This is a genomic window from Rhizobium sp. LEGMi-198b, assembly GCF_054114205.1.
Map to the genome: position 1 here is coordinate 268,026 of NZ_JBSYVH010000006.1, position 16,123 is coordinate 284,148.

11 protein-coding genes are annotated in these 16,123 nt (G+C 59.8%); 8 read left to right on the forward strand and 3 right to left on the reverse strand.

Going from position 1 to position 16,123, the window contains the following annotated elements:
• Positions 1-146: 146 nt before the first annotated feature.
• Positions 147-1,046, reverse strand: a complete 900-nt coding sequence (locus ACXHXG_RS22975) for a LysR family transcriptional regulator (RefSeq protein WP_260305070.1) — start codon at positions 1,044-1,046, stop codon at positions 147-149.
• 111 nt (positions 1,047-1,157) lie between these two features.
• Here ACXHXG_RS22975 and ACXHXG_RS22980 point away from each other — a divergent pair, with 111 nt between their 5' ends.
• From ACXHXG_RS22980 to ACXHXG_RS22990, 3 genes are all read left to right on the forward strand, one after another.
• A complete protein-coding gene (locus tag ACXHXG_RS22980; RefSeq protein ID WP_457900823.1) occupies positions 1,158-2,579 on the forward strand; it encodes an aldehyde dehydrogenase family protein in 1,422 nt (473 codons plus the stop codon).
• 100 nt (positions 2,580-2,679) lie between these two features.
• Positions 2,680-3,156 carry a nucleoside deaminase gene (locus ACXHXG_RS22985; protein ID WP_457900824.1) on the forward strand — a complete coding sequence of 159 codons (477 nt, stop codon included), beginning with the start codon at positions 2,680-2,682 and terminating at the stop codon, positions 3,154-3,156.
• Positions 3,157-3,399: 243 nt separating this feature from the next.
• Positions 3,400-4,896, forward strand: coding sequence for an MDR family MFS transporter (locus tag ACXHXG_RS22990; protein ID WP_457900825.1), 1,497 nt, complete (start codon positions 3,400-3,402; stop codon positions 4,894-4,896).
• 135 nt (positions 4,897-5,031) lie between these two features.
• Here the strand turns inward: ACXHXG_RS22990 and ACXHXG_RS22995 are convergent, their stop codons facing one another.
• Positions 5,032-5,829: a FadR/GntR family transcriptional regulator gene (locus ACXHXG_RS22995; RefSeq protein WP_457900826.1), complete on the reverse strand. Its 798-nt coding sequence runs from the start codon at positions 5,827-5,829 to the stop codon at positions 5,032-5,034.
• 398 nt (positions 5,830-6,227) lie between these two features.
• On the opposite strand from ACXHXG_RS22995, the gene ACXHXG_RS23000 reads away from it, so the two are divergent.
• The 3 genes from ACXHXG_RS23000 (at position 6,228) to ACXHXG_RS23010 (ending at position 11,126) form a co-directional block, all read left to right on the forward strand.
• Complete coding sequence (locus ACXHXG_RS23000; RefSeq protein ID WP_457900827.1) at positions 6,228-7,691, forward strand: DHA2 family efflux MFS transporter permease subunit; 1,464 nt, start codon at positions 6,228-6,230, stop codon at positions 7,689-7,691.
• Between the two features lie 450 nt (positions 7,692-8,141).
• Complete coding sequence (locus ACXHXG_RS23005; RefSeq protein WP_457900828.1) at positions 8,142-9,188, forward strand: NAD(P)-dependent alcohol dehydrogenase; 1,047 nt, start codon at positions 8,142-8,144, stop codon at positions 9,186-9,188.
• Between the two features lie 195 nt (positions 9,189-9,383).
• Positions 9,384-11,126, forward strand: a complete 1,743-nt coding sequence (locus ACXHXG_RS23010; RefSeq protein ID WP_457900829.1) for a cation:proton antiporter domain-containing protein — start codon at positions 9,384-9,386, stop codon at positions 11,124-11,126.
• A 12-nt stretch (positions 11,127-11,138) separates the two neighbouring features.
• Here ACXHXG_RS23010 and ACXHXG_RS23015 read toward each other — a convergent pair whose 3' ends face one another.
• Complete coding sequence (locus ACXHXG_RS23015) at positions 11,139-12,047, reverse strand: acetamidase/formamidase family protein (RefSeq protein ID WP_457900830.1); 909 nt, start codon at positions 12,045-12,047, stop codon at positions 11,139-11,141.
• 345 nt (positions 12,048-12,392) lie between these two features.
• On the opposite strand from ACXHXG_RS23015, the gene ACXHXG_RS23020 reads away from it, so the two are divergent.
• Together ACXHXG_RS23020 and ACXHXG_RS23025 are read left to right on the forward strand one after the other, a co-directional pair.
• Entirely contained in the window at positions 12,393-14,126 is a 1,734-nt protein-coding gene (locus ACXHXG_RS23020; protein ID WP_457900906.1) for an adenylate/guanylate cyclase domain-containing protein, read from the forward strand.
• Between the two features lie 223 nt (positions 14,127-14,349).
• Positions 14,350-16,113, forward strand: coding sequence for an adenylate/guanylate cyclase domain-containing protein (locus ACXHXG_RS23025; RefSeq protein WP_457900831.1), 1,764 nt, complete (start codon positions 14,350-14,352; stop codon positions 16,111-16,113).
• Positions 16,114-16,123 lie beyond the last annotated feature (10 nt).

Genomic DNA, 16,123 nt, shown 5'->3' on the forward strand with positions numbered 1-16,123 from the left:
GGTATTGCCGATTATTTTGGCTTGAAAATAAGTTTAGCAATTGAACAAATTAATCGCAATAAATCACAAAAATGGCTTAAGTCCATTGCTCGGACTTGCAGGGAACAGCTTGAGCGCGTTGCTGGCGAGCGCGCCACTTTCGGCAGTCAGCGATGCCGGCCGACCTCGTGGATCAAATCGACGAGCGCCCGCAGCCCGGCCGGCAGGAGCCGGCGGCTGGGATAATAGAGGCAGAGGCCGGGCAGAGCAGGCGTCCAGTCTTCCAGTATGCGCACCAATCGTCCCGCAGCGATATCGGCAGCGGTGGACCATTCCGAAAGATATGCCAGGCCTGCACCCTCGCGGGCCGCTTCCAGGATCAATGTCGGCTCGTCGAGAGTGAGGGAACCGGGAACATCGAGGGTCAGCACTTCGCCTTGTTTTTCGAATTCCCAGCGATAGAGCGCGCCGCTCGGCAACCGGGCACGGACGCAGCGATGCTGCATCAGATCCTGTGGCTTGCCGGGCTTTGGGTGCGCTTCGAAATAGGTGGGAGATCCGACCACGGCATAGCGCAGTGGTGGGCCGAAGGGCACGGCGATCATGTCCTTCGGAACGGTATCCACGGTACGGATGCCGGCATCGAAACCGTCGACGACGATATCGATCATCCGTCCCTCGGTCACCAGATCGAGCCGCATATCCGGATAGCGCTTGAGATATTCAAGAACGATCGGCGTCAGGATCTGGCGTGCTGCGCCGACCGAGCTGTTGATGCGCAGGATGCCGGCCGGCGTGTCACGATGGCTGTTTACCGCTTCCATGGCGCCGTTGATGTCCGACAGCGCCGGTGCGACCGTGGCGACAAACTGCTCGCCGGCGGCTGAAAGCGACACGCTGCGCGTCGTCCGGTTGAACAGGCGCACACCAAGCCGGGTTTCCAATCCGGCGACGGCATGGCTCAGCGCCGTCGGCGACATGCCGAGCTCCACCGCTGCGGCTCGGAAACTGCCGCGCCGGGCGACCGCGATGATGGCTTCGAGTTCGATCAATCCGGACTTATGCATTATCCCGATTTCCGCACCACTTCATGGCGCTTTGTCCCGCTTATTGATGCAAACCTATCGGCTTATATCGGAAATGACCACAAAAACCGCATCGCCGAGAAGGAGATCATCATGAGGATCATCGACAAGATTTACATCGACGGCAGTTTCGTTGCGCCGCACGGGGAGGAGCTTTTCGATCTCTTCAATCCGGCAAAGGGCGAAGTCATCGGCAAGGTCCGGCTCGGCGACGTCGAGGATGCGCGCCGCGCCATCGCTGCCGCCAAGCGGGCCTTTCCGTCGTTTTCACAGACAAGCAAGGGAGAACGCATCGCCTTGCTGACCCGGCTGCACGATTCCGTTCTCGCAAAGGCTGAAGCTCTGACGGAGGCGACGATCGAGGAATATGGCGCCCCGGTTTCCCGCGCTGCCTGGGCAACGCGTTATGCGGCAGATTGTTTTCTCAATGCCGCGAAAACGCTCGAGCATTATGAATTCACGCGGCGGATCGAATCGGCAGAGGTAGTCATGGAGCCGCTCGGCGTTGTCGGCCTCATCACGCCCTGGAACAACGATTACGGCTTCATCTGCAACAAGCTCGCGACCGCGATTGCCGCCGGCTGCACCGCCGTCATCAAGCCGAGTGAAATGAGCGCCTTGCAGACGCAAATCCTGACGGAGTGCCTGCACGATGCCGGCTTGCCGGCCGGCGTGTTCAACATCGTCAACGGCCGCGGCGATGTGGTCGGCGCCGAATTGAGCAGCCATCCCGACATCGCCAGGATTTCCTTCACCGGCTCAACCGCCGTCGGCAAGGCGATCCTGCGTGCAGGGGCTGAAACCATGAAGCGGGTGACGCTGGAGCTTGGGGGCAAGTCGCCGACGCTGGTTCTCGATGACGCTGATTTTGCCGAGGCCATCCCGCATGTCATCGCCGCCGGTTTTGCCAATAGCGGCCAGGCCTGTATTGCCGGCACGCGTGTGCTTGTGCCGGAATCGCGCGCAGCGGAATTCAATGCAATGCTCAAGGCTGCGGTCGAGAACATCAAGGTCGGCGATCCCCGTGATCCCGCAACCGCAATCGGCCCGATGGTGAGCCAAAAGCAATATGAGCGCGTGCAGCGCTACATCCAGTTGGGAATTCAGGACGGTGCGACGGTCCTTGTCGGCGGTGAGGGGCGGCCGGACGATATGGAAAGCGGCTATTTCGTCAAGCCGACCGCTTTCACCGACGTCACCAACGACATGACGATCGCCCGCGAGGAAATCTTCGGGCCGGTCCTCTGCGTTCTCACCTACAGGAGTGAAGAGGAAGCGATCTCCATTGCCAACGATACCGTCTACGGGCTGCAAGCCTATGTGATTTCGTCCGACCCCGGGCGCGCCCGCGCGGTCGCCTCGCGCATCGTGGCCGGGCGAGTGATGATCAATGGATTTCACAATGAGCCCATGGCGCCCTTCGGCGGCTTCAAGCAATCCGGCATCGGCCGCGAATACGGCGTCTTTGGCTTGGAGGCCTATCTGGAACCGAAGAGCGTGATCGCCGCCACCTAAGGGCAGCGCGTTTCCTGCCATGCCTCGAAATAGCGACTTGTCAGCCAGGTTAGCAACGCGCAAGCTGCTGATATCCTGTTTCATCGCAAGGCCCGGACCTATGACCGCACCTCTCGACGACGAAGTCTTTTTGCGCCGATCCTTCGAGGTCGCGTCGCGGGCGCGAACTCACGGCAATCATCCTTTCGGCGCCATTCTCGTCGGCCCCGACGGAACGGTGCTGATGGAGCAGGAAAACGCTTTCAATCCGACGCAGGACATGACCGGCCATGCCGAGCGCGTACTGATGACACGGGCTTCGCAGCAATATTCGCCGGGTTTCCTCGTGCAATGCACGATGTATACTTCCGCGGAACCCTGTGCCATGTGCGCCGGCGCCGCCTATTGGGCTGGCGTCGGTCGTGTCGTCTATGGTCTCAGTGAAAGCCGGTTGAAGGCGATTATCGGCAATCATCCCGAAAATCCGACGCTTGATCTGCCCTGTCGCGTCGTCTTCGAAGCGGGCCAGCGTAAAGTCGAGGTTGTCGGGCCGATGCTTTGCGAAGAGGCGACGGTATTGCATGATGGCGTATGGTGACACGCGAATTGCGGCGTCACGGCCGCAAAGATGAGCCAATCGGCGAACAAGGCATGCCCTTTGTCAAACGATTGACACATGCTGGCATAAGTATGCAAAGCTTACTATAATGTTTCAGCAGGCCGACGCCCCTGCAGTTGTTTAATCCTTCGACGTCGATTCCAAAATTTATCGTTCGCCCATGGCCGTCTTTGACGGTTCGCGTGCGTTTGCTGCCGGGCGGAACAGTCAGAAAGGAATGTCATGTCCAGTACGGCCGATCGTTCAAGACGTCCGCTGGTCATTGTCTCGATCATGCTCGCGACTTTCATGGTCGCGGTCGAGGCGACGATCGTTGCCACCGCCATGCCCCGCATCGTCGGTCAGCTCGGTGGCTTTACCTATTATAGCTGGGTTTTCTCCGCCTTCCTCCTGGCACAGTCCACGACGACGGTGATCTACGGCAAGCTGTCGGATATTTTTGGCCGCAAGCCGATCCTGATCGGCGGTATCCTCATTTTCCTCGTCGGTTCGGCGCTCGCCGGCCTGGCCTGGTCGATGGCTTCGCTGATTGCCTTCCGACTGCTGCAGGGCCTTGGTGCCGGTGCCATCCAGCCGGTGACGATGACCGTGGTCGGCGATCTCTACAAGCTGGAGGAACGCGCCAAGGTGCAGGGCGTGCTCGCCAGCGTCTGGGCGGTGTCGGCCGTCATCGGCCCGCTTGCAGGAGGCATCATCGTCGATAATTTCTCGTGGGCCTGGATTTTCTGGATCAACCTGCCGGTCGGTGTGCTGACCATCATCGGCTTCACCCTTTTCCTGCATGAGCAGATCACGCCGCGCGAGGCGAAGATCGACTATCTCGGCACGATCCTGTTTTCGATATCGATCATCTCATTGTTGGTGATCCTCACCGAGACCGATTCCGGATTCGGCATTCTCGGCACGCTCGCGCTCGTCTTCGTCGTCACCGGCGTGCTGTTCCTCCTGCAAGAGCGGCGCGCGCCGGAGCCGATCATCTCGATCGAGCTCTGGGGCCGGCGGCTGGTGGCGACCAGCAATGCGGCGACGCTTCTGGCCGGCATGGCGCTGATCGGGCTGACGACCATTCTGCCGATCTACGTACAGGGTGTGCTCGGCCGTTCGCCGCTGGTGGCAGGCTTCACGCTGACGATGCTGATTGTCGGCTGGCCGCTGGCGGTGATGCTGTCGAGCCGCTTCTTCCGCGCGTTCGGCATTCGCAGGACGCTGCGCGTCGGCAGCTTCATGTTCCCCTTCGGCTCGGCCTTCCTCCTGTTCCTGACGCCGGAGAGCAGCCCGGTTCTGGCCGGTATCGGCTCCTTCCTGATGGGTTTCGGCATGGGTCTCATCAGCCTCACCAGTATCGTGCTCGTGCAGGAGAGTGTGGAATGGTCGATGCGCGGTAGCGCCACGGCGTCGATCATCTTTTCGCGCAGCCTCGGCAATACGCTCGGCGCGACCGCCTTGGGCGCCGTGCTCAATATCGGTATCGTCCACTTCGGCAGCGGCGATCTAGCCGCCAAGCTGCATGGCGTCCTGAACCAGCCGACCGGCCTTTCTGATCTCGCCAGTGATCCGGCAATCCGCGGCGTCTTCGATGCGGCCCTGCATTGGAGCTTCTGGGGCGTTGTCGTCGTCGCGATCCTGACCTTCGCGACCACCTGGCTCATCCCGGTGGCGCATGAGGCCGGCCGCCGGCAGGTACCGAAGACGGATGCGCAGGAAGCAATGACGCACTGAGCGTCGGCCCATTTTTGAAATATGCGCCAGCCCGGCGGGATTCGATCTGCTCCGCCGGGTTTATGTCGGTATTACAAGCTCTTGCATAATGATCTTCCTGCACCGTGGCAACAATTCACGGCCGTCTTTGCCGCCTCAGAAATCGTAGCGATCGATGCGCCAGGCGTCGAGCAGGCGATGCGAGGCCTTGAGCGCCGCATCGGGATCGCGGGCGACGATCGCGTCCAGGACGTCCTTGTGATAGGGCAGGGAACGTTTCTGGCCTTCCGCCACTTCGTCATGGCTCGAAAGCGCTCGGTTGGCGTAGATCGCGACGGCGATCAAATCGATGAGCTGCGCGTAGATCATGTTGCGGGTGGCGGCAAAGATCGCGGTATGGAAGCGCAGGTCGGCATCGGCATTGGTGTTGACGTCGCCAATGGTGGAAACCATGTCGTCATAGGCAGAGGCGATGGCGGCGAGATCCTCGGCGGTGCCGCGCGCAGCGGCTCGCGCCGTGGCTTCCGGCTCCAGCACCCGCCTGAGATCCTTGATCGAGCGCATGATCTCCACCGAAGGGCCGGTCTCGTAGTACCAGACCATGACGTCGGTATCGAGATGATGCCAGTTGGAGCGATCCTTGACGCGCGTGCCGACACGGGTCTTGATTTCCACCAGCCCCTTGCCGGCGAGGCACTTCATCGCTTCGCGGATCACGGTGCGGCTGATGCCGAACTGCTCCACGAGTTCCGGTTCGTTCGGAAGCGTCGAGCCGACGGGATAATCGCCGCCGACGATGCGGCGGCCGAGTTCATGCACGAAATAGCCGAAGACGCCCCGCCGCGGGATCGTGCCATACTTGCGCACATAGGCATCGAATGGCGACTGCGACACGATCAGTTTCGTTTCCGGGCTCACCCGAGAGGCAGTCGTTGCGCCAATGCCGTATTTCATTATCCGGGACTCTCATTCCTGTTGAAGAGCCGATACGAGAAAATCTTCAGCTTATGGCGGCCCCTTGGGCCTTCTTGCTGATATTTTCGGTTTGCTCGCAGCGGTTCCATAGTTGCTCGATGCCGATTCGGCCGTTCTCGTTGCGCCATATCTCGACGGGGTGACTCTACCATGTCTTGCGTGCGCATGCCTACTAGCGCCGGATCGACGGCTCCTGGGCACAGCGTTCAATGTAGCGCGGTCGAATTGAAGAGGCGCGGATCATGATCAAATTCTGATCAGGCCGTTGAATGAAACGTGATCATTCTGTCGAATGGTAGGACGATTTCAGGCTATCGAAAACGATTCCGAACCGCTTAAATGACGAGGTTGAAAAGCGGATTCGGAGCATTTTGTGAATGACTGATATGTCCACGCGCCAACGGGGGGAGGTGGCGCAAGCTTCCAGCTCACGGCCGCTCAAGATTGCGCTGCTCGTGGCTGGCGCTTTTTTCATGGAAAACCTGGACGGCACAGTCATTGCCACCGCCTTGCCGCAGATGGCCGCTTCCTTCGGCGCCCGTCCTGTCGACCTCAATATCGGCATGAGCGCCTATCTACTAACGCTCGGCGTCTTCATTCCGATCAGTGGCTGGATCAGCGATCGGTTCGGCGCTCGCCTGGTTTTCACTACCGCGGTCGTCGTCTTCACCTTGGCTTCCGTTCTCTGCGGCTTTGCCAATGATGTCGGCTCTTTTGTCGCCATGCGCATCCTGCAAGGCATTGGCGGCGCAATGATGGTGCCGGTCGGCCGCCTTCTGGTTCTCAACAATACGCCGAAGGATCAATTGATCTCGGCAATCGCGACGATCACCTGGCCGGCGCTCGTGGCACCGATTCTCGGGCCGCCGCTCGGCGGTTTCATCACCGATCATGCGAGCTGGCGCTGGATCTTCTTCCTCAATCTGCCGCTCGGTATCTTGGCGTTCATCTTTGCCCTCATGCTGATCCCGGAGACCAAGAATTCCGCGCGACCACCCTTCGATTGGACAGGCTTTGTCGTCAGCGGTTTCGGCCTGGCGAGCCTGATGTACGGGCTTGAGCTGATCGGCCGTCCCGATCCGGTGTGGCTGGAAGCATGGGGTTATGTCGGCGTTGGTTTCGCGTTGCTCACAGGCGCGACCGTCCATTTCCTGCGAACCGATCATCCCCTGATCGATCTTGCCGGACTGAAATCGCCGACCTTCGCCATCACCATCTCCGGCGGCTCGCTGTTTCGCATCGCCATCGGCGCCGTGCCTTTCCTGCTGCCGCTCATGTTCCAAGTCGGTTTCGGGCTCAGCGCCTTTCACGCCGGCATGCTGACCTTGGCGGTCTTTGCCGGCAATCTGGCGATGAAGCCGGGCACGACGCCGATCCTCCGGCGCTTCGGCTTCAAGCCGGTGCTGGTCGTCAACGGCATCCTCAATGCGATCTTCATCGCCGCCTGCGCGCTGTTTTCGGCCGATACGCCGCTCTGGTTCATCATCCCGGTCCTGTTCATCGGCGGCATGTGCCGGTCGATGCATTTCACGGCGCTGAACACCATTGCCTTTGCCGACATCCCGCCGCAGCAGATGACGGGCGCGAACACGCTGTTCAGCACGGCTTTTCAGGTGACCACGGGTATGGGGATCGCCGTGGGTGCCATCGGCATCCGTATTGGCCAGGCGATCAGCACGCCGCTCGGGGTAGGCGGGATCGCAGCGATCGAATTTCGCCTGGCTTTCATCATGCTCGGCATCATCGCGCTGCTGGCCGTGCTGGACTGCCTGCCGCTCGATGCCAAGGCCGGCGACAATGTCTCGCGCAAGCCGAAACCGAACGCGAAAAAGGCGGCCTGAACGGTCGCCTTCGGCAGGAGTATGCAGGGTGGGTCGCAGCCGCCCGGCGGCTCAAAAATGATAGTTGATAAGGTTATAGCGCAAGAGAAGAGTGGGCACGGCGATCAAAAGGAGAAGAAGCACTGCTATGCTTGCGGCACGCAACATTTTTAAGCGGCGCGTGCGCTGACCGGTCCAGTCATATACCATTTTACATGTCTCCCCGTTCCGTGCGCGCTAAAAGGCAACAAAATCAAGCTCTAGTCAATACGAATAATAGAATGACCTTTAACAAGTGCCGCCTAATGCATTGGATTGACGAGGGGTTCGCTCTGTATGGAGCGGTATCTATTTGCCTCTTGCTTCGCAGAAAGGTCGTTTTGTGACCGTGGTCATGGCTATATAACGGTTGAGGATGTCCTTGCGGCTGTGCGGGGATGGGAGATTGTTTCCGAACAGAGGAATGACGTGATGAGCAAGATGCGTGCCCTGGTACTGGAGCGTCAGCATGAGCTGGCGTTACGCGATATCGACCTGCCGCAAGAGGTCGGGCAGGGTGAGGTGAAGATCAAGATTCATACGGTCGGCGTCTGTGGATCGGATGTGCATTATTATACGCACGGGCGCATCGGTCCGTTCGTCGTGAATGCGCCGATGGTACTCGGCCATGAGGCGGCCGGCACGGTCGTCGAAGTCGGCGCCGGCGTCGCGCATCTGAAGGTCGGTGACCGCGTCTGCATGGAACCCGGTATCCCCGATCCCAATTCCAAAGCCAGCCGGCTCGGTATGTATAACGTCGATCCGGCTGTCACCTTCTGGGCGACGCCGCCGATCCATGGCGTGCTGACGCCCTTCGTCGTGCATCCGGCCAATTATGCCTTCAAGCTGCCGGACAATGTCAGCTTCGCCGAAGGTGCGATGGTCGAGCCTTTCGCGGTGGGCATGCAGGCGGCCACGAAGGCGAAGATCACACCCGGCGATACCGCCGTCGTGCTCGGCGCCGGCCCGATCGGCACCATGGTTGCGATCGCCGCACTTGCCGGCGGTTGCGCCCGCGCCATCGTTGCCGACCTTGCCCAGCCGAAGCTCGATATCGCCACCCAATATCAGGGCGTCATCCCGGTCAATATCCGCGAGAAGAACCTGGTCGAAGAGGTCAGGCGCTTAACGGACGGCTGGGGCGCCGATGTCGTGTTCGAGTGCTCCGGCTCGCCGAAGGCCTGGGAAACGGTGATGGAACTGCCGTGTCCGGGCGGGGTTATCGTCGCGGTCGGTCTGCCGGTTGCCCCGGTCGGTCTCGATATCTCCACGGCATCGACGAAGGAAATCCGCCTCGAGACCGTCTTCCGTTACGCGCATCAATATGAGCGCTCCATCGCGCTGATCGCGTCCGGCCGTGTCGATCTGAAGCCGCTGATCTCCGAAACCTTCAAATTCGAACAGTCGATCGAAGCCTTCGACCGAGCCGTGGAAGCACGGCCGAGCGACGTCAAGCTGCAGATCGTCCTGGATCAGTAAGCACCTGCTGTTGCCGCCGCGTCATATAAATGGCGCGGCGGGTTTGTCTTTTGCGCAGCATGATCCTGTCTGAAAACACCATCTGCCCTTTCGCGATCATGCCCGAACCGGTAGACGTTCCCGCAAAAGCGGTGCTAGCGTAGTATCGAACAGAGGGAACGAGGCGGTAAACGCCGCAAAACGGGAAGGGCCGCCGTGCCGCACGACGTCGCATTGATAGCATTGATTGCCGCCGGTTTCGTGTTTGCGGCCATTTTCGGCTATCTCGCCGACCGGCTGCATCTGCCACCGCTGGTCGGCTATCTCGTGGCCGGTGTGATGATCGGCTCGTCGACGCCGGGTTTTGTTGCTGATACCGCTCTGGCGTCGCAGCTCGCCGAAATCGGCGTCATCCTCTTGATGTTCGGCGTCGGCCTGCACTTTTCGGCGGCTGATCTGCTCGCGGTGCGCGGGGTTGCGATTCCCGGCGCCATCGGCCAGATCGCCATCGCGACCCTCTTGGGGATTGGCCTGACCTCGCTGTGGGGGTGGGACCTCGGAGCCGGCCTGGTCTTCGGTTTGAGCCTTGCCGTTGCCAGTACCGTTGTGCTGCTGAAGGCGTTGGAAGAGCGCAATCTGGTCAGCTCCGCCAATGGCCGCGTCGCCGTCGGCTGGCTGATCGTCGAGGATTTGGCGATGGTGCTGGCGCTCGTCCTGTTGCCGGCCTTTGCCGGCGTTCTTGGCGGCCACGCCGGTGTGGGCACGCACGCAAGCAGCGGCCCGATCTGGCTGACCATAGGCATTACCCTCGTCAAGGTGGCGGCTTTTGCCGCCGTCGCGATCTTCATCGGCCCAAAGATCGTTCCCTGGCTGCTGACCTCCGTCGCGCGCACGGGCTCGCGCGAGCTCTTTACGCTTTCCGTTCTGGCCATCGCGCTCGGCATCGCCTTCGGGGCGGCGGAGATATTCGGCGTTTCCTTCGCGCTCGGCGCCTTCTTCGCCGGTCTGATCATGAGCGAGTCCCATCTCAGCCATCGAGCGGCGGCCGATTCACTGCCGTTGCAGAATGCCTTTTCGGTATTGTTCTTCGTTTCCGTCGGCATGCTCTTCGATCCGTCGGTGGTGGTGCGCGAACCGCTGATGGTCCTCGGAGTGCTCGCCCTTATCATTGTCGGCAAGTCGCTGATTGCTTTCTGCGTCGTGTTGCTGCTGCGTTATCCCGCCAGCATGGGTTTTGCCGTTTCGGCAGGACTTGCCCAGATCGGCGAGTTTTCCTTCATCCTGGCCGGTCTCGGCGTCTCCTTGGGTCTGCTGCCGCGCGAAGGGCAGGATCTGATCCTTGCCGGTGCCATTCTGTCGATCACGATCAACCCGCTGGTTTTCCTTGCCGTGGAGAATCTGGAAAAATCGGCCTTTTCCCGGTGGCCGGTGCGCATGGCCGGCTATGGTTCGGCAAAGCACGATCGCCTCTGCCGCGAGCTGGCTATTATCAGCCAGGAGCGCGAGGAGAGGGACCGTCAGCATCACCTGGAGATCGAGCAGTTGCTCGAGACGTTTCCGATGTTCGCCGAGCTCGACGAAAGCGCCCAGGAAGAACTTCTGCTGCTTTTCCGGCCAAGGTCCGCCTCGCCGGGCGATCGCGTCATCCGCACCGGCGACCGGGGCGACAGCATGTATTTCATTGCGTCCGGCGCGGTCGAGGTGCAGCTCGAAGACGACGAGATTCCGCTCGGCGCCGGTTCCTTCTTCGGCGAAATGGCGGTGTTAACCGGCGCACGCCGCACCGCCGATGTGGTGGCGGTCGATTTCTGCCAATTCCTGGTTCTGGAACGCCGCGACTTCAATCTCTTCATGTCCCGTCATCCGAGCCTACGCGCCGCTGTCAGCAGCATGGCACAGGAGCGGCAGGAGATGAACGTATCCCGCCAAAGGCGGGATCAATCGCTGGACGCGAGTTGACCGCCCGAAAGCTTATCGCCGCGACAGCCAAGCCTTGGAGACGCGGCAGGCCATCGTATAGGCCGGATCGAAAACATTGCCGACATCATAACGCACGACTTGGCCAAGCAAATGACTGGCGGCGGTCTTGTTGAGGCCGTAGTCGGAGGTCAGCCACCTAAGCATTTCGCTGGTTGCATGCTGCAGCGCCTGGTCGAGCGGTCGGGCATTGCCGACGGTGAAAATGTCGTCTGCCGTTTCGCCACGCGGCCAGACGATCTTTTTCTTTTCGACGCTGAGCCGCACCGTCACTTCGAAGGTGGTCTCGATGCCGGTTCCGACGATCTCGCCGTCGCCTTGTACGGCGTGACAATCGCCAAGGAAGAAGAGGGCGCCCGGCGCAGAGACGGGAAACCAGATCGTCGTGCCGGGCCCGAGCAGCCGGTAGTCCATGTTGCCACCGAATTCGCCGCTGGTGGCAGTGGATATGGCCTGGCCGAGCGAGGGGGCGACGCCGAAGCAGCCAATCATCGGCGACAGCGGCAACACGAAAGACTCAAGGCCAGCGACCGGCTCCGCAAGCCGGGCCGTCAATGCCTGACGATCGATCTGCCAGATGACCTTTTCGCCCGGCGGCAGCGTCCGTACGTCTTCCGGGTCAACGACATTGCCGGCAACGACGCTTCGGGTGAAGCCTGTGTCGCGTGTCGGCACCATGCTGAGGATTTCGACCTTCAATGAATCGCCCCGTTCCGCACCTTCGACAAAAATCGGACCATTCATCGGGTTAGGGCCGGAAGCCCGCTGGACGCCTTCCTTATCGTAGCCGGCGGCATCGAGCGTTTGCGTAACGACAGTGTCTCCGTCGGCGATGCGCAATGCTGGAGGAAGAGAACCAATGACGTTGTGATAGGCCATTGGGATAAAATGGTGTGTTGCCATGGAGCGTCAGCCTTGTCTGAAGTCGGGTTCATTCAACTTATGCCGGCTTTCGCTCAGGCGAAAAGAGCAGAATGGCGCCGCAGGCAAATTGTCGCGTCAACTGCCGTCAGACCGACCACCAGATGGCACAAAGCGCTATCGCCTTCACCGCCTCGCAAAATATCTCCATCGCTTGGCTTAATCGCTTCGTTTGTCGAACCCGGCGCGAAGCTACTCCTCCTGGTTAATCTTCAACGAAAAGCGGCTTTGTGCTACGACAATCCAGGTGCGATTGAATGCGCGTGCGGGGGAATAAACATTTCAAATTCTCTCCTTGTTCAGAACCTGAGAAAAATTTCCGGCTCGATGATCAAGCAGTCGATCCGAAGGCGGATCGTCGCGATCGCTGCCGGCTTGATCGTCCTGATGATGGCGACTTCCGTGCTGTCGATGGTGATGGTCGGGCGGCTCGGCCATCTGCTCGATGAGCTGACGGCAAGGTACAATCCGGCCAACGAGCATTTGATGCGGATCCATGTTCTGTCGCTTGAAAGAGCGCTGGCGCTGCGTCGCATGGTGATCGCAAAGATGCAGGACCCACCTGACGAGATCGGATATAAAGCTCGCAAGGAAATGTACGACGCTAAGGGCGCTGAAGTCGACCGCGAGGCGCAGGCTACGCGCAGCCTCATCAATGCGGTCATCTCAGATACGAATACGCCCTCGGATAACGCGGCGCTGGCGCGCGTCGATAGCAGGATCGATAGTCTGCTGAGTGATGGCCGCAGTCTGCTGCGCAAGGAGACAGGGGAACTGCTTTCACTCCTCGATACAAGGGACTTTGCCGGCGTGAGAGATCGCCTTCCGCGCGTCGACGCGCTCCGGGACGAACTCGATCAAAGGATCGACACCCTCCGTCAGGAGATGCTGGAAGTGAGCCATGGCGCCATCGCAACAATCAGGAAAGAGCAGTCTCAAGCAGTCCTGATCTCTGCAATTGCCACGCTGCTCGCCGCCGTCCTCGGATTGATCTTCGCCAACCTTGTCAGCGGTGGCATCATTCGCTCGGTTCGGGGACTGCTGGAAGGGACGCGCGCCGTCGAGGCTGGCCATCTCGATCAACCCATCGCTGTAACGACGCGCGACGAAATCGGAGAGCTGGCGGCTGCGTTCAATCGAATGGTCGTTCAGTTGCGCGACAACCAGCGCGTCAGGGAAACGTTTGGCAAATACATCGATCCCCGCGTCGTGGAAGGTCTTATCGATCGCCCAAACTTGACCGCGGCCGAAGGTCAGCGCCGGTTGATGACGGTCCTGTTCTGCGATCTCAGGGGATTTACGAGCCTGAGCGAAGGCTTGATGCCGCAAGGTCTGGTCAAGGTCATGAACCGCTACTTTTCACTCATGTCCGAGCCTATCCGGACCAACCGCGGGATCATCGACAAATATATAGGCGACGGCATCATGGCCTATTGGGGCCCTCCGTTTGTTGACGAGACAGATCACGCGCGGCTGGCATGTCTGGCCATTCTGGACATGATTGACCGTATTGAGACGCTACGGCGGGAAATCCCCGACTTGCTCGGCGTTCGTGGCACGCCGATCGAGAAATGCGATTTGCGGATAGGCGTCGCGACGGGTGAAGCATTGGTCGGGAGCATCGGCTCTGACATCATGATGAGTTATACGGTGATGGGTGACGCGGTAAATCTCGCTTCTCGCCTGGAAGGCGCAAATAAGGTTTACGGCACCCGCAATCTGGTCAGCGAGAAAACAATCGCTGCGGCGGCTACCGCACTCGAGTTTCGGGAGATCGATCGGATCGTCGTCGCTGGCCAAACCCGTCCGGAGGTCATTTTTGAGGTGCTTGGACGCAGTGGCGAACTGACGCCGGAACGGATGGCATTACGGGACTCCTATCGGGAAGCGCTCACGGCATACCGAGAACGTCGATGGGATGACGCGCTTGGCGCGCTCAAGGCATCGCTGGAGATAATACCGGATGACGGACCATCGCTCGGCCTGCTTGCTCGCATCGAAAACCTGAAAGCAAAACCACCATCCCACGACTGGGACGGATCTTGGCGCATCGAGAAATAGGGGAGAGGAGGGCGATATTCTTGCGCTGCGGGATCAAAAAACACAGCAGTGCGTGACCTAACCCAAAGGCAGTACGTTGTGGGTGATATCAATACTACGTGATGTTGTGTACCATTTCTCGGGGTACTCGGGGTTCAACGCTCTTAACTTCATCCTTATCGGGATTCTCGGAAAAGCACGTATATGCATTGCTGCATATACTCTATCTGAAAAGAGCAGCGACATGAACGCAAGCGAGTTGGGGCACGCGTCGCGAGCCGTTCTATTCATTGATGTCGTAGATTCCGTTCGTCTCATTGAACATGACGAAGAAGGGACCGTCTTGCGTTGGCTCCGCATGATGGACTGTATCGAGAACTCCATTCTGCCCGGATCGGGGGGGCGCGTCGTCAAACATCTCGGTGATGGAATGCTTCTTGAATTCGAGAATATGCAGGCGGCAGCGTCGGCAGCATTTGAGATTCAGAACGCAAGTGTTCGCGACAACGCCGAACAGCCGCCCGATTGTCAGATACTGCTGCGCGCAGGCATTGACGTTGGCGATGTGATCATATCGCACCAAGATCTCTACGGACGTGGCGTGAACCTCGCCGCCAGGCTCATGGGCCTCGCCGGTCCGGGCGAAATCGTCGTCTCTGCGCGCGCGCGGGGACAATTGACGCCTCTCCTCGATGCCGACGTTGAGGATCTGGGCGAGTGCTATCTGAAGAACATCGAGGCCCCCGTACGCGCCTTTAGAATTGGACCGCCGGGACCCCATCCCATCGTGCAGTCGCACTGGTCGCTAGGAGAACTGCGCCCAACGCTCGCGGTCATCCCTTTCGCCGTCCGGGGCGAAGCTGCAGAACAGGGGATCCTGGGCGAGGTCTTGGCCGACGAAATCATCCGCGCTCTGTGTCGTATGCAGGAACTCAACGTTATTTCACGGCTCTCAACGACCGCTTTCGCAGGACGCAGACTGAACCTCGACGAGGTGAGACTGCATCTGCACGCAAACTACGCCGTCTCAGGGGTCTGCAGCGTGACCGGCGACAGCGTATGTCTCGACGCGGAATTGGTAGAAACAAAGACGGGGCAAATCGTTTGGGAGAATCGCCTCACGGAGCGGATCATAGGAATTCTCGAAGGCGACCAAGAAATCGTTAGTCACGTAGTTGCCGAAATCTGCAATGCGATCATGGCACGCGAACTGCTGCGTACGCGCTCGCAGCCGCTTCCGACCCTTGAAAGCTATGCGCTGCTCATGGGCGCCATTACCTTAATGCATCGCCTGAGGCTTAGGGACTTCAGCGACGCCCGCACAATGCTGGAGGCGATCTTGGAGCGCGGATCGTATCAGCCACTCGCGCAAGCATGGTTGGCGAAGTGGCATGTCCTGCGCGTGCAGCAGGGCTGGTCCGACGACGTCATGGATGATGCCCACCGAGCGCTCAATCTGACAAAACGCGCTCTTGATTCTGATCCAGAATTTTCGCTCGCCCTCGCGGTTGATGGCTTCGTGCATATGAACCTCCTCAGGCATTTCGATATCGCACGGGAACGTTACAACCTTGCCATTCACACCAACCCGAGTGACGCGCTGGCCCTCTTGCTGAGAGGAATGATGCACGCCTTTTGTGACGAGGGAGAGCAAGCGGTGAGGGATACGGAGCTGGCGCTTATGCTGTCCCCTCTCGATCTGCATCGGTTTTTCTACGATTCGCTGGCCGCGTCAGCAAACCTGACGGCAGGCAACTACGCTCGCGCCTTGGAACTTGCCAATCGATCTCTGCGCGCGAACCGAATGCACACCTCGACTTGGCGGGTTCTCACCGTGGCACAGTGGCAGCTCGGCATGCATGAGGAAGCGCGAGAATCCGCGCGTGAGCTATTGAGGCTGGAGCCCGCATTCACGGTTGGCGGGTACCTGGACCGCACGCCAGGCGCAGCTTTCTCAATCGGTAAGCTGATCGCCGACGTACTGCTAAAAGCTGGAGTGCCGCAATAAGGGATGCATT

What these genes read in the sequence shown, in the direction of transcription:
- ACXHXG_RS22975 (WP_260305070.1), bottom strand. Translation starts at nt 1,046, where the DNA reads ATGCATAAGTCCGGATTGATCGAACTCGAAGCCATCATCGCGGTCGCC.
- ACXHXG_RS22980 (WP_457900823.1), top strand. Translation starts at nt 1,158, where the DNA reads ATGAGGATCATCGACAAGATTTACATCGACGGCAGTTTCGTTGCGCCG.
- ACXHXG_RS22985 (WP_457900824.1), top strand. Translation starts at nt 2,680, where the DNA reads ATGACCGCACCTCTCGACGACGAAGTCTTTTTGCGCCGATCCTTCGAG.
- ACXHXG_RS22990 (WP_457900825.1), top strand. Translation starts at nt 3,400, where the DNA reads ATGTCCAGTACGGCCGATCGTTCAAGACGTCCGCTGGTCATTGTCTCG.
- ACXHXG_RS22995 (WP_457900826.1), bottom strand. Translation starts at nt 5,829, where the DNA reads ATGAAATACGGCATTGGCGCAACGACTGCCTCTCGGGTGAGCCCGGAA.
- ACXHXG_RS23000 (WP_457900827.1), top strand. Translation starts at nt 6,228, where the DNA reads ATGACTGATATGTCCACGCGCCAACGGGGGGAGGTGGCGCAAGCTTCC.
- ACXHXG_RS23005 (WP_457900828.1), top strand. Translation starts at nt 8,142, where the DNA reads ATGAGCAAGATGCGTGCCCTGGTACTGGAGCGTCAGCATGAGCTGGCG.
- ACXHXG_RS23015 (WP_457900830.1), bottom strand. Translation starts at nt 12,047, where the DNA reads ATGGCAACACACCATTTTATCCCAATGGCCTATCACAACGTCATTGGT.
- ACXHXG_RS23020 (WP_457900906.1), top strand. Translation starts at nt 12,393, where the DNA reads ATGATCAAGCAGTCGATCCGAAGGCGGATCGTCGCGATCGCTGCCGGC.
- ACXHXG_RS23025 (WP_457900831.1), top strand. Translation starts at nt 14,350, where the DNA reads ATGAACGCAAGCGAGTTGGGGCACGCGTCGCGAGCCGTTCTATTCATT.